The sequence below is a fragment of the Gammaproteobacteria bacterium genome (genome assembly GCA_035546635.1).
Classification (GTDB): domain Bacteria; phylum Pseudomonadota; class Gammaproteobacteria; order JAURND01; family JAURND01; genus DASZWJ01.
Map to the genome: position 1 here is coordinate 1 of DASZWJ010000039.1, position 24486 is coordinate 24486.

22 protein-coding genes and 1 tRNA gene are annotated in these 24486 nt (G+C 41.5%); 18 read left to right on the forward strand and 5 right to left on the reverse strand.

What is annotated here, in order from left to right:
- Positions 1-739: 739 nt before the first annotated feature.
- Positions 740-931 carry an SDR family oxidoreductase gene (locus tag VHE99_10755; GenBank protein ID HVV69488.1) on the reverse strand — a complete coding sequence of 64 codons (192 nt, stop codon included), beginning with the start codon at positions 929-931 and terminating at the stop codon, positions 740-742.
- Positions 912-1253: an SDR family oxidoreductase gene (locus tag VHE99_10760; protein HVV69489.1), complete on the reverse strand. Its 342-nt coding sequence runs from the start codon at positions 1251-1253 to the stop codon at positions 912-914. The genes VHE99_10755 and VHE99_10760 overlap by 20 nt, the downstream gene beginning before the upstream one ends.
- Before the next feature lie 28 nt (positions 1254-1281).
- Here VHE99_10760 and tsaD point away from each other — a divergent pair, with 28 nt between their 5' ends.
- The 15 genes from tsaD (at position 1282) to kdsB (ending at position 13621) form a co-directional block, all read left to right on the forward strand.
- On the forward strand, positions 1282-2298 hold the full coding sequence (tsaD, locus tag VHE99_10765) for a tRNA (adenosine(37)-N6)-threonylcarbamoyltransferase complex transferase subunit TsaD (protein HVV69490.1): 1017 nt from the start codon (positions 1282-1284) through the stop codon (positions 2296-2298).
- A 96-nt stretch (positions 2299-2394) separates the two neighbouring features.
- Positions 2395-4356 (forward strand): threonine--tRNA ligase, encoded by a 1962-nt coding sequence (gene thrS, locus VHE99_10770; protein HVV69491.1) that lies wholly within the window; start codon positions 2395-2397, stop codon positions 4354-4356.
- Between the two features lie 15 nt (positions 4357-4371).
- The gene (infC, locus tag VHE99_10775; GenBank protein ID HVV69492.1) at positions 4372-4887 is read left to right on the forward strand and encodes a translation initiation factor IF-3; all 516 of its coding nucleotides are present in this window, start codon (positions 4372-4374) and stop codon (positions 4885-4887) included.
- Positions 4888-4900: 13 nt separating this feature from the next.
- Entirely contained in the window at positions 4901-5098 is a 198-nt protein-coding gene (gene rpmI / locus VHE99_10780; protein HVV69493.1) for a 50S ribosomal protein L35, read from the forward strand.
- 38 nt (positions 5099-5136) lie between these two features.
- Positions 5137-5499 (forward strand): 50S ribosomal protein L20, encoded by a 363-nt coding sequence (gene rplT, locus VHE99_10785; GenBank protein HVV69494.1) that lies wholly within the window; start codon positions 5137-5139, stop codon positions 5497-5499.
- Between the two features lie 3 nt (positions 5500-5502).
- Complete coding sequence (locus tag VHE99_10790) at positions 5503-6576, forward strand: hypothetical protein (protein ID HVV69495.1); 1074 nt, start codon at positions 5503-5505, stop codon at positions 6574-6576.
- A 182-nt stretch (positions 6577-6758) separates the two neighbouring features.
- Positions 6759-7766, forward strand: coding sequence for a phenylalanine--tRNA ligase subunit alpha (gene pheS / locus VHE99_10795; protein ID HVV69496.1), 1008 nt, complete (start codon positions 6759-6761; stop codon positions 7764-7766).
- 18 nt (positions 7767-7784) lie between these two features.
- On the forward strand, positions 7785-8180 hold the full coding sequence (locus tag VHE99_10800) for a hypothetical protein (GenBank protein HVV69497.1): 396 nt from the start codon (positions 7785-7787) through the stop codon (positions 8178-8180).
- A gap of 109 nt (positions 8181-8289) precedes the next feature.
- Positions 8290-10671 carry a phenylalanine--tRNA ligase subunit beta gene (pheT, locus tag VHE99_10805; GenBank protein ID HVV69498.1) on the forward strand — a complete coding sequence of 794 codons (2382 nt, stop codon included), beginning with the start codon at positions 8290-8292 and terminating at the stop codon, positions 10669-10671.
- A gap of 4 nt (positions 10672-10675) precedes the next feature.
- Positions 10676-11005, forward strand: a complete 330-nt coding sequence (locus VHE99_10810) for an integration host factor subunit alpha (protein HVV69499.1) — start codon at positions 10676-10678, stop codon at positions 11003-11005.
- On the forward strand, positions 10992-11348 hold the full coding sequence (locus VHE99_10815; GenBank protein HVV69500.1) for a MerR family transcriptional regulator: 357 nt from the start codon (positions 10992-10994) through the stop codon (positions 11346-11348). The genes VHE99_10810 and VHE99_10815 overlap by 14 nt, the downstream gene beginning before the upstream one ends.
- Positions 11349-11465: 117 nt before the next feature.
- Positions 11466-11542: transfer RNA gene (locus tag VHE99_10820), tRNA-Pro, on the forward strand.
- Between the two features lie 314 nt (positions 11543-11856).
- Positions 11857-12210 (forward strand): endonuclease domain-containing protein, encoded by a 354-nt coding sequence (locus VHE99_10825; protein ID HVV69501.1) that lies wholly within the window; start codon positions 11857-11859, stop codon positions 12208-12210.
- A gap of 464 nt (positions 12211-12674) precedes the next feature.
- Entirely contained in the window at positions 12675-12854 is a 180-nt protein-coding gene (locus tag VHE99_10830) for a Trm112 family protein (GenBank protein HVV69502.1), read from the forward strand.
- Positions 12854-13621 (forward strand): 3-deoxy-manno-octulosonate cytidylyltransferase, encoded by a 768-nt coding sequence (gene kdsB / locus VHE99_10835; GenBank protein HVV69503.1) that lies wholly within the window; start codon positions 12854-12856, stop codon positions 13619-13621. The genes VHE99_10830 and kdsB overlap by 1 nt, the downstream gene beginning before the upstream one ends.
- 109 nt (positions 13622-13730) lie before the next feature.
- Here the strand turns inward: kdsB and VHE99_10840 are convergent, their stop codons facing one another.
- The gene (locus tag VHE99_10840; GenBank protein ID HVV69504.1) at positions 13731-16256 is read right to left on the reverse strand and encodes a hypothetical protein; all 2526 of its coding nucleotides are present in this window, start codon (positions 16254-16256) and stop codon (positions 13731-13733) included.
- Positions 16257-16468: 212 nt separating this feature from the next.
- A complete protein-coding gene (locus VHE99_10845; protein HVV69505.1) occupies positions 16469-17587 on the reverse strand; it encodes an IS4 family transposase in 1119 nt (372 codons plus the stop codon).
- Positions 17588-17882: 295 nt separating this feature from the next.
- Here VHE99_10845 and VHE99_10850 point away from each other — a divergent pair, with 295 nt between their 5' ends.
- The 3 genes from VHE99_10850 to mnmA all read left to right on the forward strand — a co-directional run bounded on the left by VHE99_10850 (position 17883) and on the right by mnmA (position 21271).
- Complete coding sequence (locus VHE99_10850) at positions 17883-19172, forward strand: hypothetical protein (protein ID HVV69506.1); 1290 nt, start codon at positions 17883-17885, stop codon at positions 19170-19172.
- An 89-nt stretch (positions 19173-19261) separates the two neighbouring features.
- Entirely contained in the window at positions 19262-20188 is a 927-nt protein-coding gene (locus VHE99_10855; protein ID HVV69507.1) for an Rpn family recombination-promoting nuclease/putative transposase, read from the forward strand.
- A 3-nt stretch (positions 20189-20191) separates the two neighbouring features.
- Positions 20192-21271, forward strand: coding sequence for a tRNA 2-thiouridine(34) synthase MnmA (mnmA, locus tag VHE99_10860; GenBank protein HVV69508.1), 1080 nt, complete (start codon positions 20192-20194; stop codon positions 21269-21271).
- 186 nt (positions 21272-21457) lie between these two features.
- Here the strand turns inward: mnmA and VHE99_10865 are convergent, their stop codons facing one another.
- Positions 21458-24433, reverse strand: coding sequence for a hypothetical protein (locus VHE99_10865; GenBank protein HVV69509.1), 2976 nt, complete (start codon positions 24431-24433; stop codon positions 21458-21460).
- Positions 24434-24486 lie beyond the last annotated feature (53 nt).

The following is a 24486-nucleotide window of genomic DNA, read 5'->3' on the forward strand; positions in this document are numbered from 1 at the left end:
GATAGCGGTATCATCGGAAACCAGTTGTAAGGTGAAGTTAAAAGGCTGGGATAGGGTTTCTGTGCCGGAAAAACTTAAGGGTACTAGTTGGTCTTCTGGTAGTAAATCCGATTGTAGGAAACGTTGGGTTTGGGTTAGCCAAGACATTGTAAATCCTTATTTTGTTTTTTATATGCGATTATGCCGCATATTATTTATAATATATTCCATTAAGACATAAAAATTTAATTAAAGCAATACGGTAAAAATTTAATATAACTAATATTCTGATTTTGTTGTTAGAGGAGGGATTTTTTAAGAAAAGATGTGAAGGTAAAAATGCCCATTTGAATAGCGTACACTAATCAAAAAATTTTTAATTATTGCTTTCAATTGAACGGATTCAATTTAAAAAAGATTTGTTGAATATCAACCTTTGATATTTGCATTGGTTATTATGCTGATTTTCCCGATTAAATTATGTTCGGGTAAAAGATAAATTTCTAAGCACAGTGATTTGAAAAAATAAATTGCAAAAAGAATTAATTAAGTCTTGTTCCATAATAAAATATCACTTAAAATTGCAATCTAACTCGCTGGCATTTTCATAAACATGTCCCTTTATTATTCTAGTGTTTGTGGGTCAGCGAGTTACTTTTTTGCTAATCAGAATTCCTAACGCAAATGTGGCTATCAGAATAAAATTCCTTAGATTTCTTGCAAATGCATTTCACTGGAACACTCTGATACGGCAACTACTTCAATCTGGGTTAAACCGCGCCCCATCATCAATTTGCAACATGGCGCCATTCATATAATTCGATCCAGAACTCGCTAAAAATAAAACCAAAGGCACCAATTCACTGGGCTCCATAAAACGTCCCAGCGGCACTTTATTTAGAAATTTTTTCAACATCTCAGCATTTTTTGGATTATCCCAAACTTCGCGCAATAATTTGGTATTGGGTTAGTCCCGGACAAATGGCATTCACTTGAATATTATGCGGTGCCCATTCGATAGCCATGGTTTTAGTAAGCTGATTAATGCCAGCTTTTGACGCAGTATAAGCACCACTTTCTGGCGTGCCATAAAAAGTAGCGTTTGAAGAGATGTTGATAATTTTTCCTGATTTTTGCGCAATCATTTTTTTTGCAATGAGGCGCGAGAGTACAAACACTGCGCGTAAGTTGACTTGATGCACTGCAGGGTACGAAAACTCTGCGGACACTAATGCGCCTGCGCTGGAATGACACTTTTTTATATCCTTGTGCAAAATATCATTCTTAATTGAAAAAACAAATATGAACATACTCGGTATTGAAACCTCTTGCGATGAAACCGCGGTTGCCATTTATGCAACAGCCGGCGGATTACTAGCGCATGATCTACATAGCCAGATAAAACTTCACGCCCAATATGGTGGTGTGGTACCAGAATTAGCTTCACGCGATCATGTGCGTAAGTTAACGCCGCTGATCCAACAAGTATTACAACAATCTGGATTGCAGGCGGAGAATATAGACGGCATCGCTTATACGAAAGGTCCTGGATTGATGGGCGCTTTGTTGGTGGGGGCGGCTATGGCAAAAAGTTTAGGATTTGCGTGGGGAATTCCAACCTTGGGAATTCATCATTTGGAAGGCCATTTGTTAGCGCCTATGTTGGAGCAACCAGCACCAGAATTTCCATTTCTGGCTTTGCTGGTTTCAGGTGGTCATACGGCCTTGGTTGCGGTATCAGGTGTCGGGCAGTACCGCATTTTAGGTGAAACCTTAGACGATGCGGCAGGGGAGGCGTTTGATAAAACGGCTAAATTGTTGGGTCTGCCTTATCCTGGTGGCGCACATCTGGCAGCTTTAGCGCAAAAAGGGGAGGTTGAGCGCTTTCATTTTCCTCGTCCCATGATAGATCGTCCGGGTTTGGATTTTAGTTTTAGCGGGCTTAAAACTTTTGCCATGAATACACTGCGTGCTAATGCTGTAGATGAACAGACTAAAGCTGATATTGCGCGGGCTTTTGAAGAAGCGGTGGTGGAAACCTTGGTCATCAAGTGCCAACGTGGGATAGGTTATACAGGATTTAAGCGTTTGGTTGTGGCGGGTGGTGTAGGGGCGAATTTGGCGCTGCGTCAAGCTTTGCAGCAAAAGGTGGCTAGCCAAGGGATTGAATTATTTTTTCCGCGCTTTGCGTTTTGTACGGATAATGCTGCGATGATTGCTTATGCAGGACATTGCCGGTTTATGGCGGGGGAGTGTGATAAGAGTCTGGAAATAGCGGTGCATCCGCGGTGGTCTTTGGAGGAGATATCTGGGAATTAGATATTATACAACATTTGCTTTTCCCCCACCAACCCCGCTAGAATACTTCACTTTTTTAACCCATAAATCAAAAGTGCGTATTTTCAGGAACAGTCCATGCCCGTAATCATCCTGCCCGATGGTCAGAAAAAAGAATTTTTGGAGCCAGTCAGTGTTGCTGACGTGGCTGCTGCTATTGGTGCAGGTCTTGCCAAAGCTGCTTTGGCAGGTAAGGTCAATGGCAAACTAGTCGATACCTCTTATATGATAGATCAAGATGCGCACGTCGCGATCATCACTGAGCGTGACCCCGAAGGATTAGAAATCATCCGCCACTCCACCGCGCATTTATTAGCTCACGCCGTCAAACAATTGTTTCCTCAAGCCCAAGTCACCATCGGTCCAGTGATAGAAGATGGGTTTTACTACGATTTTTCCTGGCCACAAGGTTTTACGCCTGCCGATCTAGATAAAATACAAGAACGTATGCAGGAATTAGCTAAGCAAGATTTTAAAGTGATGCGACGTGAGATCAGTCGTGAAGAAGCCATCGCCTTTTTCCGCGCGGCTGGTGAAGAATACAAAGCTCAAATTATCGAAAGCATCCCAGTCGGTGAAACCCTGACCTTGTATCAACAAGGTGATTTCACTGATTTATGTCGGGGGCCACATGTCCCCAGAACTGGATTATTAAAAGTCTTCAAGCTGACTAAAGTTGCAGGTGCCTACTGGCGTGGTAATTCCAATAATGAAATGCTGCAACGCATTTATGGCACTGCTTGGGCAGATAAAAAAGCCCTGGCTGATTATTTACAGCGTCTGGAAGAAGCCGAAAAACGCGATCATCGCAAACTGGCTAAGAAATTGGATCTATTCCACTTCCAAGAAGAAGCCCCGGGCATGGTGTTCTGGCATGCCGATGGCTGGACTATTTATCAAACCATAGAACAATATCTCCGGCGTAAATTACGCGCGCAAAACTACCTCGAAGTTCGTACGCCACAACTACTGGATCGTAGCCTATGGGAGAAATCCGGGCATTGGGAAAAATTCGGCGATGATATGTTTTATTCTGAATCCGAATCGCGGCAGTATGCAGTCAAACCGATGAGCTGCCCATGTCATGTCCAGATATTCAAACACGGTTTTCACAGTTACCGTGATTTACCGCTGCGATTTGCTGAATTTGGCTCCTGTCATCGCAATGAACCTTCCGGCAGTCTGCATGGATTAATGCGGGTGCGCAGTTTTGTGCAGGACGATGGCCATATTTTCTGCACCGAAGCACAAGTTGCGGATGAAGCGGCGCATTTTATCACTCAGCTGCGGCAGATATATGCCGATTTTGGTTTTAACGACATCATTGTCAGATTATCCACCCGTCCTGAAAAACGCATGGGTTCTGATGCGATATGGGATAAAGCGGAACACGCGCTGGAAAATGTGCTCAATGCCAGTGGTTTGGCTTGGGAATTCCAACCTGGAGAAGGGGCATTTTACGGACCTAAAGTGGAATTTTCACTGCGGGATTGTTTGCAACGCGTATGGCAATGTGGCACCTTGCAGGTAGATTTTCTCATGCCCGAACGCCTAGGCGCGCATTATATTGCCGAGGATAGCAGCAAACAGACCCCCGTGATGCTACACCGCGCGATCATAGGTACGTTTGAACGCTTCATGGGTATTTTGCTCGAAGAGTATGCAGGACATTTGCCGCTATGGTTGATGCCTGTGCAGGTTGTTGTGATGAATATCACCGATCAACAGCGTCTCTATGCCGATCAAATCGTGGAAACATTAAAAAATCATGGATTAAAAGTCATTGCAGACTTGAGAAACGAAAAAATCGGCTTTAAAATCCGCGAGCACACGTTAAAACATGTCCCTTATCAGCTGATTATCGGCGATCGTGAACTGGAGACGAATACAGTTTCGGTGCGCACTAAAGCGGGACAAGACTTAGGCAGCATGACACTCAACGATTTCATCCACAAATTACAGGTTGAAATTGCTCAGCATAGCAAGTCTCAAGTAAATAATCCTTCTCCCACGGGAGAAGGAAAAAGGCTAAGGCTATAATAGGAGGAATGAAATATTACAACCAAAAAAACCCGGGTAAACGAAGAAATCACTGCACCTGAAGTATTTCTGATCGGCACAGATGGTGAAAAAATCGGCAATATGCGGTTCAGGCAGGCATTACAAATGGCTGAAGAAGTGGGGAAAGACTTAGTTGAAATTGCGCCCCAAGCGACGCCTCCAGTTTGCCGAATTATGGATTATGGTAAATACCGTTTCGAACAGAACAAAAAATTAGCTGTACAGAAAAAGAAACAAAAGCAAGTACAAATTAAAGAAATCAAGCTGCGTCCCGGCACTGATGTCGGTGATTACCAAGTGAAATTGCGTAGTGCATTGCGATTTTTGGAAGAAGGTGATAAGGTCAAGTTTACTGTGCGCTTCCGCGGCCGGGAAATGTCTTATCAAGAACTGGGTATGGATTTATTAAAACGCATTGAGCAAGATTTAGGTGAAGCGGCGATCATTGAAAGTCGGCCTAAACTGGAAGGCAAGCAGATTGCCATGACGGTCGGGCCAAAGAAAAAATAATTGGAGTAAAGAAATGCCAAAATTAAAAAGCAACCGCGGTGCAGCTAAGCGGTTTAAAGCGACCGGGGGTGGTGGATTTAAACACCGTGCTGCCTACCGTAACCATATTTTAACCAAGAAAAAAAATAAGCGTAAACGTCATTTGCGCGGAACAGTCATGATTGCTGAAAGTGATTTGAAAAGCATTCGCCGCTTATTAAACTTTGAATAAAGCATCTTTTTGAGAAAACTGTATCAGAGGAAAAATCAATGCCAAGAGTCAAACGCGGGGTTCAAGCTAGAGCCCGGCATAAAAAAGTATTAAAGCAAGCCAAAGGCCATTACGGTGCACGCAGCCGCGTATTTCGTGTCGCTAAGCAGTCTGCTATCAAAGCCGGACAATATGCCTACCGTGACCGCCGTCAGCGCAAACGCCAATTCCGTGCATTATGGATCGTGCGTATCAATGCTGCTGCACGTGAAGTGGGTCTATCTTACAGCCGCCTGATTGCTGGTTTGAAAAAAGCTGCAATTGAAATAGATCGTAAAATATTAGCTGATCTGGCAGTGTTGAATAAAACTGCATTTACAGCCATTGCCGAAAAAGCTAAAGCCGCGCTTGAGAGCGCATAAGGAATGAAGCAGTATAGCGCCAGGATCAAATATGGTTGTGCGGTTTTGTTGGCATTACTGTCAGTAAAATCCATCCTGGCTGCTACCGATCCGCTGAGCTCCATGACACAGATACCTACTCAGCAGTTTGTGACTGCTGACGATGACAGTGGCGCGCCATCCGCCGATTCAGCTCCCGCTGCTGACACGCCTGATAACTCAGCTGCAAATCCGGATATTCCCTTGCAGCAAAGTACTACTCCGGTAACGGTAGTGCCGGTAACTGGCAATACGGTACAACCGACATTACCCCTGACGCCACCTATCCCAGGCTCTGAAAATACCCTGCAAGGCACCCCCAGATCTAATGCTCCTCTGGTACAATCTATCCCTGTGCCTTCTACGAATTTGCCATTGTCACCGCCTGTCAATCCAACGCCAATTGGGGCATTGCCGCAAGCTGCCGAAACTGGAGGACAAGCCGTAGCGCTGTCTCCTGAAGATGCAGCCCAAGTCGCTGCGCCAGAATTTGTAGGTGGCATCGACAGGCAACCCTTCATTTATTGCTCAAGATTATCAACGGTAGTTTGTAACCAAGCCACCAATGACACGACCTTTCGCAGCTGCCTGAGCACTATCACACAGCCAGGTTGTAAACAATATATGTCCTTTGCCGCTAGAGCCGGCTTTAACCGCGGCGATGTAGTGGATAGCACTCAGCATATTCAACAAGGACAGCTAGATTTAGTCCATGTTAAACGTTTTGGCGTTAATTTCCCGGGCGATTATTATGTCATTGGGGCTAAAGGCAATTTTTACAACATGACTTCGGGTCCAGAAGCGCAGGCGATTAATATCAAAGCCAGTCCCAATTTTCCCATGATGCAACAACGTTTTGCTCAGCCACAACTTTGGTCGATTATAGACAACCCTCCACGTGTGGAAGCTTTATCAACGGGTGGTGTACGCCTGGTATTCCGTTTCAAAATTTTAAATGGTTGTGCGACTTGTGAAACTGCGGGCTATGCCAATGTGGCTTATGATTTTTCGGCTGATGGGGTGTTAACGCAGGTACAATTGTTATCGCTGGATGTATAAGATAAATTAATGCTATTTTTTTCATTTCTTATGGTGAATTCATTTTTTTCCTTAGCACTATATCCCCTCTCCCACAAGGGGAGAGAGGATGCAGTGCAAAACCCAAAACCCAACACCCAACACCCCAACCGGAACATCACATGACCACCCAAACCCACGATGCGCAACAAATACAAAAACAAATGCAGGAGTTATTACAATCCGCGCAACAAGCCATCAACGCCGTAACCGATCTTGCCGCACTAGAACAACTGCGCACACACTATTTGGGAAAAAAAGGTCAAATCACCGAAGTACTGAAAAACCTAGGTGCTCTACCCCCTGAACTACGCTCACAAATCGGACAAACCGCTAATGCTGCCAAACAACAATTGCAACACACCCTACAAGCACGCCAAGATGCCCTGCAAACTTTACAGCTGACACAAAAATTAGAAAACGAACGCATCGATGTTACCCTACCAGGCCGACTCCACATTGCATCTGGTAACTTGCATCCTGTCGCTCGCATCCGCGAACGCATAGAACAACTCTTCATAACTGAAGGTTTCAACGTCGTTGAAGGTCCTGAAATCGAAGACGATTATCACAATTTTGCCGCGCTGAATTTCCCAGAACACCATCCGGCGCGCGCCATGCATGACACTTTTTATTTTGACAATGGCTTATTATTACGCACGCATACCTCACCCGTACAAATCCGCGTCATGCAACAAACTCCTCCCCCTTTGCGCATCATCACCCCTGGCCGCGTTTATCGCTGTGATTCTGACCAGACGCATACCCCCATGTTTCATCAAGTCGAAGGCTTGGTGGTTGATGAAACTTGCACATTCGCAAATTTAAAAGGCATGTTACAGGACTTTTTTATCCAACTATTTGAACGCGATCTCAAATTCCGTTTTCGCCCGTCCTATTTCCCATTCACCGAACCCTCAGCCGAAGCCGACATCGCCTGTGTCAAATGCGAAGGGCAGGGTTGCAGAATCTGCAGTCATACAGGTTGGTTGGAAGTGCTAGGCTGCGGTATGGTGCACCCCAATGTGCTGTCCATGTGCGGTATTGATTCTGAACGCTATACCGGTTTTGCGTTTGGTATTGGCATAGATCGCTTAGCAATGTTACGTTACGGTATTGACGATTTGCGGAAATTCTTTGACAATGATTTGCGATTTTTAGAACAGTTTTAATATTATTCAGGATTAGAGATGTCGATCTTTAGAACAATAAGACAAATTGACTCTCAGTTAGGTTTAACCAATACTTTGAGTAATTTAGCAGATCAAGCAGTGGACTTAGCTAGAAATCCAATGCGCTGCACTGGAGTAGCAGGGGGTAGTCTAGCAGCGGGAATAGGAGTATTCACCCTGGCATATGGAGTGATAGTGTTTAATCCTACGCTACAGTATTTAGGTTTTGGAATATCAGTAATTGGCGCAATGGTCATAGTAAAATCTTTAGACCCAACAGCTGATTTAGGACTGAATGACTCGGATGATGAGTCAAATGAGGAACTAGAAGAGCAAGAAGAACCAGAGGAACAGGAAGCGCCAGAGGGGCAAGAGGAACACAACATTACTTCGCATAGTCCTGTGCAGATATAAAAGAGAGAATAATGTGCCAGCGAAAGTAATCCAGCGAGACATGCGATGGCAGCCAAATTTTGTTCCACATTCCTTCTTCTATTAAAATTCAAATTCACAGGCATCAAGCATGAAATTCAGTACAAAATGGCTGCACGAATGGGTTAATCCCGATAGTAATATTGACCAACTGGTAGAAAAACTTACCATGGCAGGTCTCGAGGTTGAGTCAGTCACTCAGATTGGCGCGGGTTTAGAAGGCGTGCTCGTGGGGAAAGTATTGGCGGTCACTCCCCATCCAGACGCCGATCGGCTACGGGTCTGCCAAGTGACAGTGGCAGAAGATGTTGAGCCCTTAAGCATTATCTGCGGCGCACCCAATGTGCGAGCGGGATTAAAAGTAGCAGTAGCTATGATAGGCGCAGTATTGCCGGGAGATGTGAAAATCCGCCAAGCAAAAATCCGCGGCATCTCCTCCTCGGGCATGTTATGCTCCGCCAAAGAATTAGGTTTGGGCGAAGGTCAAGAAGGCATCCTCGAGTTAGCCTTGGATGCCCCTTTAGGGATCAGCATCAGCGAATACTTAAGCCTACCCGACCATATCCTCGATCTAAGCCTAACCCCTAACCGTGGTGACTGCTTGAGCGTAGCCGGAGTGGCACGGGAGGTCGCTGCCATCTGTGAAAGCGAATTTCATCCGCTGCAGCCGCAAACCATACCCCCAGTGATTGATACTGTTTTTCCAGTCAGTGTCAATGACGGTGCGGCGTGCCCACGCTATACCAGTCGCGTAATCAAAGGCATCAACCCACACGCCCAAACACCCTTGTGGTTGCAAGCACGCCTAGAGCGCAGCGGTTTGCGTAGCATCCACCCCATAGTAGACATCACCAACTACGTCATGCTGGAGCTGGGTCAACCTTTACATGCCTTTGACCTCAAGCATTTGGCAGGACACATCACCGTACGCCAAAGCAACCCAGGAGAAACAGTCACCCTGCTGGATGGTCAAACCCTCAGCTTGGAAAAGCCCGCATTAGTCATCGCCGATAACGAAAAAATCCTCGCCCTAGCCGGCATCATGGGCGGTGAACAATCGGCCGTCACGACTGAGACTTGCGATTTATTTTTAGAAAGTGCGCATTTCACGCCAGATGCCATATGCCCGACACTACGCCGCCTCGCCGTAAAAAGCGATTCTGCACACCGCTATGAGCGTGGTGTCGATCCAGAACTACCCTTGGCGGCACTCAATCGCCTCACCGAATTAGTCCTGCAAATTACCGGTGGTCAGGCAGGTCCAATCATCTGTGTTGAAGACACTACGCAGCTGCCAAAGCCAGTCACCGTGTCGCTACGTCATCAACGCATTGAGCGCATTTTAGGTATTTCTCTTGATGTTACTACCGTAACGCAAATTCTTCAGCGCTTAAAGATGACGTTCAAGCCCACCGCCGAAGGCTGGGAAGTTACTGTGCCTAGCTACCGTTTTGATATCCGTCAGGAAATCGATTTAATCGAAGAATTAGCGCGCCTTTACGGCTATAACCGTATCGAGCCTAAGGCATTACAAGCTCCTCTAACCATGCAACCGGTGTCTGAGCAACACTTGTCACAATCTCGCGTGCGGACTTTTTGGGCGGATCGAGGATATAGCGAAGCAATCAACTACAGCTTTGTCGATCCTGAATTATCTAAGCTATTAAATCCCAAACACCCGGCCTTACCGCTCAGCAATCCCATTTCTGCCGATATGGCAGTCATGCGTACTTCTTTATGGATGGGGTTGATAAAAACCGCCCTGTTCAATTTAAATCGCCAGCAAACACGCGTCCGCTTGTTTGAAATTGGCGCATGCTTTTTGCAATCAGCTACCGAGTTTACCCAACAGACGCGTATCGCTGGCATCAGCATAGGCAATAAAGCGCAAGAACAATGGGGTATCAAAGCAGCTCCAGTAGATTTCTTTGATATCAAAGGTGACTTAGAAGCATATTTTGATTTGACTAAAAATAGCGAACACTACCATTTTGCACCCACGCAGCACCCCGCCTTACATCCAGGACGCAGCGCTGAATTAACCTACTTAGGCCAACCGGTCGGTTATGTGGGCGCCTTACATCCACAATTACAACAGCAGCTGGGTTTTCCTTCCACAGTTTATCTATTCGAATTATTATTAGATGCAGTGGCGCAAGCGCAATTACCGATGTATATTACCCCTTCTAAGTACCCATCGATTCGACGCGATCTGGCGTTTATCGTAGATGAGCAATTCTCTTGGCGCAAAATTCATGACAGCATTCAAGCTTGCGTCGGGGGAATGTTGAAAAATATCCAATTATTTGATATTTATCGCGGTGAGGGTATCGCGCCAGGTAAAAAAAGTATTGCGCTGGGCTTGACGTTTCAATCAGCTTCGCGCACTCTAATAGACGAAGAAGTTGATACTATGGTGAGTCAAGTGATTAAGACGTTGAATGAAAACTATCAGGCAATTTTGAGGAATTAAAACGATGGCAGTGACCAAAGCGGATTTAGTCAACCATCTGTTTAATGTGCTAGGCATTAACAAACGCGAAGCCAAAGAAGTGGTGGAATCGCTGTTTGCGGAAGTCATGCTAGCACTGGAGCGTGGTGAAGAGGTCAAACTTTCGGGTTTTGGCATCTTTGGCATACGCGACAAAAATGAACGTCCGGGAAGGAACCCAAAAACGGGGGAGTCAATCCCCATTAAAGCGCGTCGCGTGGTGACTTTTAGGGCGGGTGAGAAACTTAAAGCCAGGGTTGTAAACTATGCAACAAGAACTACACAACAAGAAACGAGCAAATCTGACAACGAATAACAACAACACACAACTGCCGTCCATTCCAGATAAATTATATTTTAGCATTGGTGAAGTAGCAAAATTCTGCGAAGTCAAACCGCATGTGCTCCGATATTGGGAACAGGAATTCGAACAACTAAAGCCGTCCAAACGCCGTGGTAATCGTCGTTATTACCAGCGTAAAGATGTGTTGTTAGTTTGGCAAATCAAAGAATTATTATACGGCCAGGGTTTCACCATCGAAGGTGCCCGTGCACAGTTATTGTTGTCGGTAGAAGACATTAGCTCACTGCCGTTGGAAATATTGCAACGTGCTTTGACCGATCTAGAAGATTTACTTTTAGAATTGGAAGCCAATTAGTGCAAAATAACAGTCACAGATTAGTTGTGGCGCAAAATTCAAAAAAGCACGTCGTCCCGGCTTCCTTGCCGGGACGACATGCTTTTTTTAAGTTAAGAGCAAATGAATAACAAAAATCGGGGCGTAGCGCAGTTTGGTAGCGCACTTGCATGGGGTGCAAGGGGTCGCAGGTTCAAATCCTGCCGTCCCGACCAGTTTTGAGTTTGCAAAGTTAAGTCCTTAAGTGAACTACAAACTATAAAATAATTTATTTGAAATCAAACCATTAACAGAGAGCGACTGACTTTGTAAATAATGTTAATACATCCTTCTTCCTCCTGTGGCACTCATATCAACCTAAGTTTTGCAACCCACCTTGTCTGAGCATAAGTGCTAACTTAAACAACTCCTAGTAAGTATAGCGCTAACTTAGCATTGCAACTTTCTCTCCCTTGGCACTGTATCCCCTGGGTTAGGGAGAGGGGGAGTTTTAGCCATCACCTTATAAAACTTTTCTACCTCAACCACCATGTCAAAATCAAAATTTAAACAATTTGCTAAGAGCCTGCGCACAAACGCAACTGATACTGAGCAATTATTATGGCAACATTTGCGTGGTCACCGTTTTTTTAAAGTTAAATTCAAACGGCAACAGCCTATTGGTGAGTACATTGTTGACTTTATCTCCTTTAAATCCCAATTAATTATTGAATTAGATGGTGGGCAGCATGCAGAACAAAAGGAATACGATGAAAGCAGATCAAATTGGTTGCGCTCTCAAGGATTTGAAATTATCAGATTTTGGAATAATGAAGTTATTGAGAATTTAGAGGGGGTGTTGATGGTGATTGCTGAGAAACTTGGAATGGGTGACTTTTTTTAAGGTCGTGGCCTAAGCTCCCCCTCTCCCTAACCCTCTCCCACAAGGGGAGAGGGGATACAGTGCCAAGGGGAGGGAAATATATCACTCCATCTGCTCTGGCACTTTACTAACTCTCTCTAGCACTGCATTCCCTCTGCTCTGGCACTTTACCATCTCTCTCTAGCACTGCATTCCCTCTGCTTTGGCACTTTACCATCTCTCTTTAGCACTGCATTTCCTCTGCTTTGGCACTTTACCAACTCTCTTTAGCACTGCATTCCCTCTATTTTGGCACTTTACCATCTTTCTAGCACTGTATCCCCTCTCCCCTTGTGGGAGAGGGTTAGGGAGAGGGGGAGCTTAGGCCACGACCTTAAAAAAGTCACTAAAATAATCCCCAACCCCTATTAAAAAAATACAAAAACAACTAACTATGGCTATAATAAAGCAGTTGCCCTAAAATTCGGAACCGAGGTATCCTAAAAGTGGATTATAAATTACTACAAATTCTGGCTTGCCCAATCTGCAAAGGTAAACTCATTTACCAGAAAACCACCCATGAGCTGATCTGCACAGCAGATCAACTGGCCTATCCGATTCGCGATGGAATTCCAGTCATGTTGGCAGATCAGGCGCGCCGTTTAATGCAAACTGAGGTACAGTGATGGAATTCAAAGTAGTCATACCCGCGCGCTATGCGTCAACGCGTCTACCGGGAAAAATGCTAGTCGATATCGCCGGCAAACCCATGTTACAACACGTCTACGAGCGCGCACTCAAAAGCGGTGCCGAGAGCGTCATTATTGCCGCAGATGATGAACGCATTGCCAAAGTTGCAGAAGATTTCGGCGCCACCGTCTGCATGACCTCCCCCGATCATAACACCGGCACCGAACGCCTCGCCGAAGCCGTAGTCGCCCTGGGCTATCAAGAAGATGACATCATCGTCAACTTACAAGGCGATGAGCCTTTAGTCCCACCGGTAGTCATCCGTCAAGTCGCCGAAGATTTAGAAAAATACGAAAACGCCCGCGTCGCCACCCTCTATGAACCGATTAAAACCATAGAAGAACTCTTCAACCCCCACCATGTTAAAGTGGTCATGAACAAACGCGGCTACGCCCTATATTTCAGCCGCGCCCCCATTGCCTGGGATCGTGAGCATTTTCAAATCCCACCCAAGAAAAACCAGAAACTCGTCACTCAGCATTTCCGCCATGTCGGTATCTACGCTTACCGTGTAGGCTTCTTGCAGCAATATATGGAATGGGAATCTTCCCCGTTGGAACAAATGGAACGCTTAGAACAGCTGCGCGTATTATGGAACGGCGGCCGCGTGCACCTAACCCAGGCACAAGAAAGCGTGCCCAGTGATGTGAACACTGAGGAGGATTTAGAGCTGGTGCGCAAGTTGTTGGGTAAAAAAGCATAATTAATCACAGTGTTTTTGAGATTAATTATGCTTTCCAGTCGCATTAAATTGCCAACAATTTAGTAGGGTGCGTGTGACGACAGACCCTAAATTATCTCATATCATAATGTTAGCTTGGTGGTTGAGTTAAGTTTAGTAAGGCTGTGACTTCTCCAAGTAGATTTGTTTCCACCGATTCTTTCTCCGATGGAGAGGTAGGCAGTGGTCGTAAACCGCCCGCTTTTTTAACTTCCTGTGAATCTCTTCTTTCAAGCTTTTTCTCTAATACCCTTTCTCGTTTGCTGTTAGCTGCAGGTATAATAGTGCTAAATTGAAAATTTACCGGCGTTCCTAGGGGGGGTGTTGTTGCGGTGGGTGATTCTTTCTTGGGTTGTATATTGCAAGCATGTTGATAAGCTTTTTGAAACCTTGTCAGTGTTTCAGGCATTGAAAACAGGAGTGACTCGAGCTCTCTAAATGTAGCAGATATTTTTGCAATCTGTGAATTTTTTTCATGACCAAGTGTATATAGTTTATCTATAAGCTTTTCAAATGCTTGCTTAACTTCAGAATATGTTGGTTTTGATTGCAGCTGAACAGGAGGAATAATACTTAGACCCGCACTTATTGCCATTAAATCTTTGTAGCATCTCAGGGCATATAATTGGAGCTTTTGCTTATACCGACTACTCGGTTCCTTTAAATCTGGAAGTCCATCAATACCAGCCGTCGAACAAATGTCTTTGAAATTGCGTTGATAATAGAGTAAAACCTGTTTCTCAAACAAGGCCTTAGCATTAGTGTCTCTTTTTCTTGTAAGCTGTTCCACGATTTTTAATTGTTCACCTAAGGTCTTAAGTGCATCAACAACCTGCTTAAGACTTTCAACGGTTGGATAATTATTAGAGAGTTTTATTTTAACATCACCAGTAGGTATTGGCGGGTTTTGTTGTGGAGAATCCGATATTGGCAGGATATCTAAAGCGCTTGTCCCTCGTGCAGGAGGAGAAGTAGTTTCCGTAACATATATGGAACTTGGGCTTGAGCTTGAACTTGAACTAGAAGAAGAAGGGGCAGTTTGTTTAGCTTCTTCAGGTATACATTTTTTAGGGTCTTTAAGAAAAGATTCAGCTTGCGAGATTGTCTCTATAACTACGTCTATGCTATTTCTCATTTCTGGATAATCATCTTCTGTACCCTCTATATTAGACAACAGGACTTTGATCGTCGAAAAACATTCATTTAAATCCATTTTCAAATGGTAGTCACTGGGAAGAAAATCTTGACTGATACAGAATGGAAATAAGGTATCAAAGCAAAAATTTAACAACCCCCTATAAGCTGCTTTAATATCAACAGTAAGTTTTTTTAATAGTAATTCTGATTCTACCGGTTTATCTAATAATGAGTCTGGTTCTGATTTTGATAAATTGTGGATCCTATTTCCATTAATATTCCTATATTGATCAATCAGAGTACCAATGGTATCCCTAAACTTATTAATTTCTTCATCAATAAGTTTATGCCCTGATGACATCAATTCGAATTTATTAAAAATCAGCTGAATTTGTTCATATAAATTTAGCAATAGTGGAGGTGCTTTCTTAGATGAACCTATAATTTCTCTGATTTTTTCTATTGCTGAAGATACGAATGCTTCATCTGATAAAGTTTTTTTATCTTCGCTCTCAAAGGCAGTAGGAAATAATCCATCCTGTTTAAGTCCCAGTAAAAATTCTTTTAAATCTTCCGTAATGGACTTTAGTATTTTTTGAAGTTCCTCGTCATTACTAAGATTTATTTTATATTTATCTAGTGACAATGAAAGAGATAGATCATGTTTTTGAGCTTCTTTAATTGCTTTAGATGTTACTGCTATGAACTTTAAATTTTTCTCGTGTTCATCGAGGTTACAATAGAGTTCAGTAATCTCTTCAGCTCCTTTTTGAATTAAATTCCATAGGGTTGGGGTAGAACTCATTTGAATTTGCGTTAAAAAACTGCGTGCTTCAGCTTGAGTTGGGTATGTTTTTGGCATATCTAATATTAGGCCAGAATTAAAGCAGTATGCTAGAAATTCGGCATATTTAATTTTTAGTTTGTAGGATTGTGGATCTACATGACCCTCTAGAGCTTTATCAAAAGTTTTTTGTCTGTATTCTTTAAATGCCTTAATACTGCTTAGAATATTTTCAAGTAATTCTTGAGAAATTTCGGTAGTTTCTTTCGAAGTTTCAGTGGATTCCTTTGATTTTTTGTCAGTATTTTTCGGTTCACTTTCAGCAAGCTTGTGTAAGATTTTTAGTAATAATAAGACTATGTCATGTTTACTTGCGGGTTTTGTTTCTTTATTTGGAACTCCAGGCTCTAAAAACTTTAACTTTTCATTAGCAGACTTCATTACATCTGTAATCTTTTTGCTGATATCTTGCGTATTTTTTTTCCATTTAAATAAATCAGATTGTTCGCAGTATTTTAAAAATTCTTCAAAATTTTCTTTACTAGGAAGATTTTCAATTTTTTTAGAAAAATCTAATAAAGACCCATATAGTGTTTGGTAATTAAGGGTATCTTTAATATCAGAAGTTACTGTGCTAACTAAGGATGCAGATGGTTCTAAATTCGGAGTTGATGATGGAGTTCTTTCGCCTGACATAAATATTTTCTCTATAGTTAGATAAAAATTTGTCCTGTATTAAATTTTCCTAGTGTGAGTATTAAGTGCACGCAAAAATACTTAATTAAACAACTATGGATGTTAAATATGAAATTTGCGCAAGAATATTTTTTTGTAGTTTGAATGATATTTATTAAAATAGTATTAAGATTCAGTTTGCAAAGTTAAAAAATCTCTGTAGGTGACAAAAATCATAAAGCCACCTGCATATGAGTATGTGTTGGCGTACTCATAATTAGCTGCAAACAAGATTTCCAAATTTTTTTCACTTGTAAATTACCTTTAAAAACAACTTCTTGTAGCAAATCTAGCCCGTATCGAAAATAGCTACATTGCGGTCTTTGGCTATTTTTATAACGATTGATTGGAATAGGTTTTTGTATCGCTCGCCATTCGCCCACTTTATGTGCCCAACAAAATGTCAATGCTAACAGGGCCATCACTTTTTCTAGGCGATCTAGCGCTGTTATGTGGGTTTCCTCAAAATGAAATCCACGGCCTTTGAGACTTTGAAATAATGATTCGATTTCCCAGCGCCACAGATAAATCGCAATAGCATTCTTAGGGCTTTGGTTGGTGGCCACAATCATTAATTCTCCTCGCTCTGAGCGAGAACCTGCTAAAAACACCGAGGTATTATCCCACAGGTTAATTCTCATCATAAAAATAGACTTTTCTTTAAGATTTAAATGATTGAAAATTTTTTTAGCTTTCACCCATTTTTTGCCTTTGATATTCACCTGACTTCCTTCTTTAATGCGAATATAAAACGCAATTTTTTCCTTATTTAACCATTTAAAGAATGCTTTACTAGCAAATTCTCTATCTCCCAAAACACCTATAATATCCTTACTTCCAAATACACTAATAAATCGTTCTGCCAAGGAAATGTGCTCTTTAGCGGAAGCATTCCCCGCCTTTGGTAATAGTTGCCAAAATAAAGGAATCGCTATGCCTTCATAGGCTATTGCCAATGTAAACACGTTAATTTTTGCCTTACCTCGAAACCAATTTGTTCTATCTATCGTCAAATAGAGTTTTTTTCCAGAAAAAGAAAACCACTTAAATATCAATCGCGCAATAACAATCCCATCAATACTAAACCCGCTAAAAAAGCGTTTTAATCGCCTATAACGCGATGTTTGCTGCGCTTGGCTATCAATGACTACTGCCATCTTGTACAGACTAATCGTGCGTGATGCTAGCAGTGCCAATATCATCAAACTAAAGCAGATCAATCTTGCCTTGTTCCATTTTAATTCTTGTCCTAAAATGCTTACTAACTCGCTGGTTTTATTTTTATTATTCATAGAATCTCCTTTCTTGGTCGAAAAGATTATATGATTTTTTATTAAAATCAGCGAGTTATCTTCATACCATCCCTCCTAATAACGTACTCTTAATTTTTGTCACCTACAGAGACAGAAAATTTTTTCTTAATTATTATTAATATTCCTTTAAGAAACCATAGGCATACTATAAGCTCCAATACTTGGGTTTTCTTCCAGCTGGCGTAATCAAAACACTAGATAATCTGTAAGATAGCACCTAAGTAACATTAAAAACCATAGGACAAATTTTCATCCCTATTTTTTGGTAAAATTTATGTCTGATGTCAAAGCTGAAACGTCTTATCTCAATCAACTGCGTACGATATCTGATCTTGCTGAAGCTATTTTAAGATCTTTGAATCATACAAAAATTTCAATAGTAGATATCGAAAGAGATCTGAAATATTTTCTGAAAGAATGTAGAAAGATTAAGTTAATTAAGTATCCCATTTCTTTTTTGAATTCTGAAATTTCTGGGGAAAGTTTGAATTCTGCTTTAGATGCAATTTCGAAAAAACTTGAACTTTTTCAGAAAAAAGAAGGGATTTCTTCTGCTCAGCCTGAAGAAATTGCTGCTCTTCTAAAAGTAACGGAAGTAATTATATCTTATCAAGAAAAAAAGCATTTTAAAAATACGCCTCAAGAATCTAAAAAATATCCTAAAGAATTTAGAGAATTTGAAAATATTGTGCAGGTATTTTATTTGTTTAAAGATAAATGCGAGCTTTTGAGTGATACCGAAAAATTTATTGAAAAATATCCAGTAGATGCAGAGAAAACAGGGATAAAAGATTTTAAAAAATCTATAAAGTATTTATATCATAAATTTTTTGAAGCTTGCAGGCAAGCGAAGTTATTGCCTATTGAGCCAAATGAAGTGTTGGGATTGCCAATTAAACCGGATAAAAAATCTATTAGAAACATTTATTCAGTTAAATTTATTAAAGAAGAAATAGCAAGAATAAAAAGTGCAGATAAAGATGAAAGGCTGCATAAGACGCTTGATTTTATAGAGGCTGCTGCCGGCGCAATTATACCAATGTACAATAAGTTACCTGATAAATTGAGAAAAATGGATTTAATTTATGATAATTCAATGTTTCCTGGATGGCTTGAAGATGATGAAGACGAAGAAATCTTTGAATTAAAATCGACTATCGTAGATACGCTTACTAAAGATAACATTCGTCATATTCTCGGAATGTTAAATGTCCGTGATAGAAGAGTGGAGTTAAATAATTTTAGTGATAAATTACTTATAAAAGCGCTTAAACAAGCAGTGAGTGAAAATATTTCTACAGCAGCAATTCTAATTTCAGCGCATTTAACTGAAAGACAAAAACCTAGACAAGGTATCTTCAGCCCCTCAAGAAAATTACAAGTGGATTTACAAAAGCAAGAGATATTAGATTTTTTAATTGCCAAATCTAAGGAAGGAAATGAAACTGCAAAATATTTGATTCTAAGTCATAATTTTGAAAGTAAACGACGCACGCTTTCATCACCTCTTCCTGTCAGGGGTGAATCTACAAGAATACAAAGATTAACCTGCCAGTTGAATTAGATCCTCACTGATTATGAGATATATTCTAGGTTACTAGGTTGCTGAACCGCCTGCTTTTTGCTATGGTTAATCTTCACCAAGGAGCCACCATGTCAAAATACCTCGATCCAAAAACGGACATTGTTTTCAAGAAAATCTTTGGCCAACACCCACATTTATTGAAAAGTTTTCTCAATGCCGTGTTGCCATTGCCCGAAGATGGTTTAATTGACAGCCTGGAATATTTGTCGAATGAGCAAGCGCCGGTGATACCTGCATTTAAGTACACCGTGGTTGATGTGCGCTGCACCGATCAAAAAGGGCGAGTGTTTATCGTTGAAATGCAAATTCAATGGACGACCAGTTTTAAACAACGCATGCTGTTCAATGCTAGTAAGGCTTATGTTAACCAGTTGGAGAAAGGTGAGCATTACCATTTGTTAAAGCCGGTCTATGGTTTAGGCCTCATCAATACAATTTTTGAGCCAGATACTAACGATTGGTACCATCATTATAAAATCGTAAATGTCAAAAGCCCACGCACTGAAATCAAAGATTTACAGTTAATATTTATTGAACTGCCCAAATTCAAAACCCAAAATTTGCGCGAGAAGAAACTGCAGGTGTTATGGTTGCGCTTTATGTCTGAATTAAATGAAAAGGTTAACCAAGTGCCGTTGGAATGGCTGGAGGCGCCTGAAATACAAGAGGCTGTGGCGCTAGCTGAGGAAACAGCGTATTCACCAGCAGAATTGGCGGCTTATGATCGTTATTGGGATGCAATCAGCATCGAAAAAACACTGGTGGGAGATGCCTATAAATCTGGCCAAGATCAGGGTATTGCCTTGGGGTTTGAAAGAGGTTTAGAACAAGGGTTAGAACAAGGACGAGAACAAGGATGGGAAGAAGGGCAGAGAGAAATTAAATACGCTATGGCACGCAGGTTGTTAGCAAAAGGTCTGTCGGCAGAGGAGGTGGCTTCTTTGTCAGAATTGCCTCTGCAGGTGATTGAAACCCTCAAATTAAGCGTAGAATGACCCTTGGTAAGTAAGCCCAAAATCATAGTCGGCCTATCCGGTGGCGTGGATTCCTCTGTCGCTGCTATTCTTTTGTGTCAACAAGGTTATGACGTCCATGGCGTATTTATGCAAAACTGGGATCAAGACAATCAAGATCCATTCTGCAGCGCCAACCAAGATTTCCTAGATGCTAAAATGGTTTGTGAGCGTCTAGATATCCCATTGCAGACCGTGCGCTTTGCTAAGGAGTACTGGGAGCGAGTGTTCCAGCATTTCCTCGATGAATATGCCAAAGGCCGCACGCCCAATCCTGATATTTTGTGTAACAAAGAAATCAAATTTAAAGCCTTTCTGGATTATGCGATCTCTCAAGGTGCTGAGTTTATCGCCACGGGGCATTATGCGCGCTGTGTGCGCAAGGATGGGCAATATCAATTGCAGAAAGGTCTGGATGCTAACAAAGACCAAAGTTATTTTTTATATACGCTGCAGCAATCGCAGTTGGCGCGGAGTCTGTTTCCGCTGGGCGAGCTGGAAAAGCCGGCGGTGCGAGCCATGGCGCAAGCTGCCGGTCTTGCTAATCATGCGAAAAAAGACAGTACCGGGATTTGTTTTATCGGGGAGCGCAAATTTAAGGATTTTCTGGGTGAATATCTGTTGGCGCGGCCTGGTAATATCGAAAATGACAGTGGGAAAGTGATTGGGCGGCATAGTGGTTTGATGTTTTATACTTTGGGGCAGCGGCAAGGTTTGGGGATAGGGGGTAGGCAAGATGCTAAAGCGGATCCTTGGTATGTGGTAGCTAAAGATATTGCGCGAAATACGCTGATTGTGGGGCAGGGGCATGAGCATCCGCGGTTGTTGACTAAAGTTTTGCAGTGTCGGCAAATGCATTGGGTGTTGGGTCATGCGCCGCCTTTTCCGCTGCAATGTGCGGCGAAAACTCGGTATCGACAGCGTGATGCGGCTTGTATGGTCAGGCAATTGGGTGAGGATTATTTGCAGGTGGAGTTTTTTGAGCCGCAATGGGCGGTGACAGAGGGGCAGTCGGTGGTTTTTTATCAGGGAGAGGTTTGTTTGGGTGGGGGGGTGATTGAATGAGGCGAAGGATGCTAAGAGTTAATTTAATGACTGCTCACATCTCATATCAGCACGTCGTCCCGGCATCCATGTCATGAGTTTATACATAACAAGGTTTGTCATTCAGGTCCCCGCCTTCGCGGGGACCTGAATGACAAAGTTATTTTTCCTGGTAAGTTCTCTTTCTTATCCTTGGAAAGTTACTAATCATTCACTACTGGTGCTGGGGCTACTGCTGGGAGTGATGCTGTTATTAGTGCTGGTGCTGCTTTCGACGTTGGTTGAACTACTACTGCTGGCGGTGCTATCACTACTATTTGAGCTACTACTGCTGAGGGTACTGCTATCGCTGCTACTATTGCTGAGTGTGCTGCTATTGCTAGTACTTGAGCTGCTACCACCGCTACTATAGGGGAAAGTCACTGAGCTACCTAAGTATGAAGCAGAAGTCGAGACCCTTCGTCTTCGACCTGAAATAGTTTCAACATGTCCCACAAAAAGTTTTGCAGCTGGATTTTTATCTGAAAATTCAAATGTACTTTTAATATATTCATTTAATAAATGAACAGCAGTAGCCCCTGTCTTGTTGTTCCAAATTAAATCAGTTTGTTTAATCAAAAAATCGTAAACTTCAGCAGCTGTTCTTTTGTCATTTTTTGAAATTATGCAGTGTTGTAATAATGCTCCTATTTTAAGGTTATCCTGAATATATGGAGCTAAAATAATTGCTAAGTCGTCACCTAACAATATCTTGTTATAAAGTTCTGAGGCAAGCTTGCCGGAAGATTTAACATCAAGTACCGGCAAAGATGTTATAGATGTAGTTTTAGATAGCCAAGGTGAAGTTAATATAGATGGTTTTAGAAAACAAAGAATTTGTTGAGAAACGGGATTTTCCACGGTCAAATGGTCTATATGATCGAGGATTAGACTTGTAAATGCTTCTAGTTTTTCAGATAGCAGAATAGAAGCAGGTGAAGATATCGGTATTACTGGATAGGATAGTGTTGAACTTGAACTTGAACTTGAACTTGAACTTGAACTTACCACAAGTGTATTTTGATCTTTACAGTATTTCTCTAAAGTATGGTTAAGTAAAGCAAAAGCTATTTCCTCTTCATTAAGGAAAATAGCCAGCTTTAATGCTTCAGTGATAACTGCATCATCTTCTTGATCGAGGGGAGTTGAAATATTTGATTTTAGAGCAGCATGAAGCTTAAGCGCCTTGCCTTCTATAATTTTAATAAATGCACTTTGTAGATACTCAATTGATGTGGTTACATGATTTTCCAACTCTCTCAAGGTTAAAATTATATTTCGCAATGTGGCTAGTAATGGTAATTGATCGGTGATTTTTTGAGTAGCTTCTGTTTGAAGGTATGTAAGAAAATTTTCTGATTTCTTTTGAAGAGATATGGGCATTACAATCTGTGGAGGCGCTAGTTTGTAACTATTTGCAATAAAAGCATCAATAACGTTGCCGATAAGTCTATCCAGAGGTTCTATTGTAATTTCTCTAAGTAATTGTAAATCGATGAATGTATGGGTGACATAGGCATGATGGAGCTTAAATTTGTCTTGTAATATTTTTGATATATTGACCCCAGCAAACGTACAAAGAGAAATTAAATTACGTAGATGTTGGCCAAGATCTTCTAATGAAATTACTTTTGATGTATCTTGTATTATGCTTGACAAAATATTTTTTGTTGAATCGAGGCACTTTTCATATTTTTTGTAATCGCCTGTTAGAGTAATCATTGTTGGAAATTTCTCTCTACTAGTGAGATCGAGAGTAGGTTCTCTATCCGATGATGAGCGCGCAATGGATTTATGTTTGCTTTCTGTGTGAAGTGTTTCAGCTTCCAAATTTCTATGACTAAATAAGGAGAGATAATTTTCTAGGGCTTGATGGATGTGAGAATGCAGCGTAAATATCCCTGCTGGTAGAACTTTTTCTTGTAGTGATTTTTCTGTATTTAGTGAAGAGGTGGTGAAATTTTTAAAAAATACAGCTATATGAATATCTAAAAATTGAGTTTTTGTAATAAAATTAAAATTCTGGTATACATAGGGTTGAGCTAGTGCTAAGACAAATCGAAGCTCTCCTATCGCTCCGATGGGATCAGGGTCCATGCTGACAAGTTTTTTGTCCTTACCCTGCGGTGGGTTTTTCGACTGCCAAGCTCGCTCTAGCTGTTCAAAAGATTGAAATTGAGTGGTTGGATATTTTTGTGAAATAAACTCTCTTAGTATAGTTACTGCCTCAATTATCTCGGTGCATTGCGTGGTAATTTTAAGAATGCTTTCTGGTGGAATCTTAGATTCAGCAGGAGAATTCTTAGCTCTTTTGTCTAGCCAGGGCTTTAAAAAATCAAGCAACACCAAATACATGTTTGACATATGCAGAATCACATTGACCAAATCTGCATGCTGGCTAATTTTACCTGACTTCTTTTTAACATCCTTTAAAAAATTGGGCACTCGTTCAGTTAAAATTTTTGGATCAAGAAATCTGTATAGATATAAAGCAAATGAACTGTCTAGCAGATGTTCGATACGTGCACAGCTTTTAAGGATATCAAAATATTGTTGTTGGTATGACGGAAATTTATGTACTAAATGCCGGGTTCTTTCCTTCTCTTTGGGTTCGGTATCTAGAAAATCCAATATGTCGGTATAAAACTTTCGAATGGTTTCAATTCTTTTTGGTATAGTTAAAGGTTCTTGACGGGTTTCTTTCTCGGAGGAATCTTTTTTATCCTGAGGAAAAACTTTGTCTGGATTCCAGCTGCATTTTGTGCAGTAATATTGCAACCGGCTATGATAATTGATTAAAGATTTTGTGATTCCTATAATGTCTTTAAGCAGTGAAGATTCTGCGTTATCTGGATCTTTTAAGAAGTCTGAGAATTTTGTCAAATAAGTGTTGGCTGCCGCAGGTTCTGATATTTTTGGTTTGTCAGCTACTGGTATAAAACCATGCCTGACGCAGACCAGCAAAAATTCATTATAAATATAAACCAGTTTTGCCGTTCTTTTTGCTATTTCCTCATCTGAAGGTAATGAGCTTACTTGCAGTAATTCTTTATAAGTTGTTTGAAATTTTTCAATGGCTTTGGTTACTTCGAGATAATTTTTTGAGAAGTCAGGTTTTGATTCTTTTTTTTCTGGTGATGACATGATTACCTCTTTACGTTAGTTATAATTTTTTTAATTATGAAAATATTCTGTCA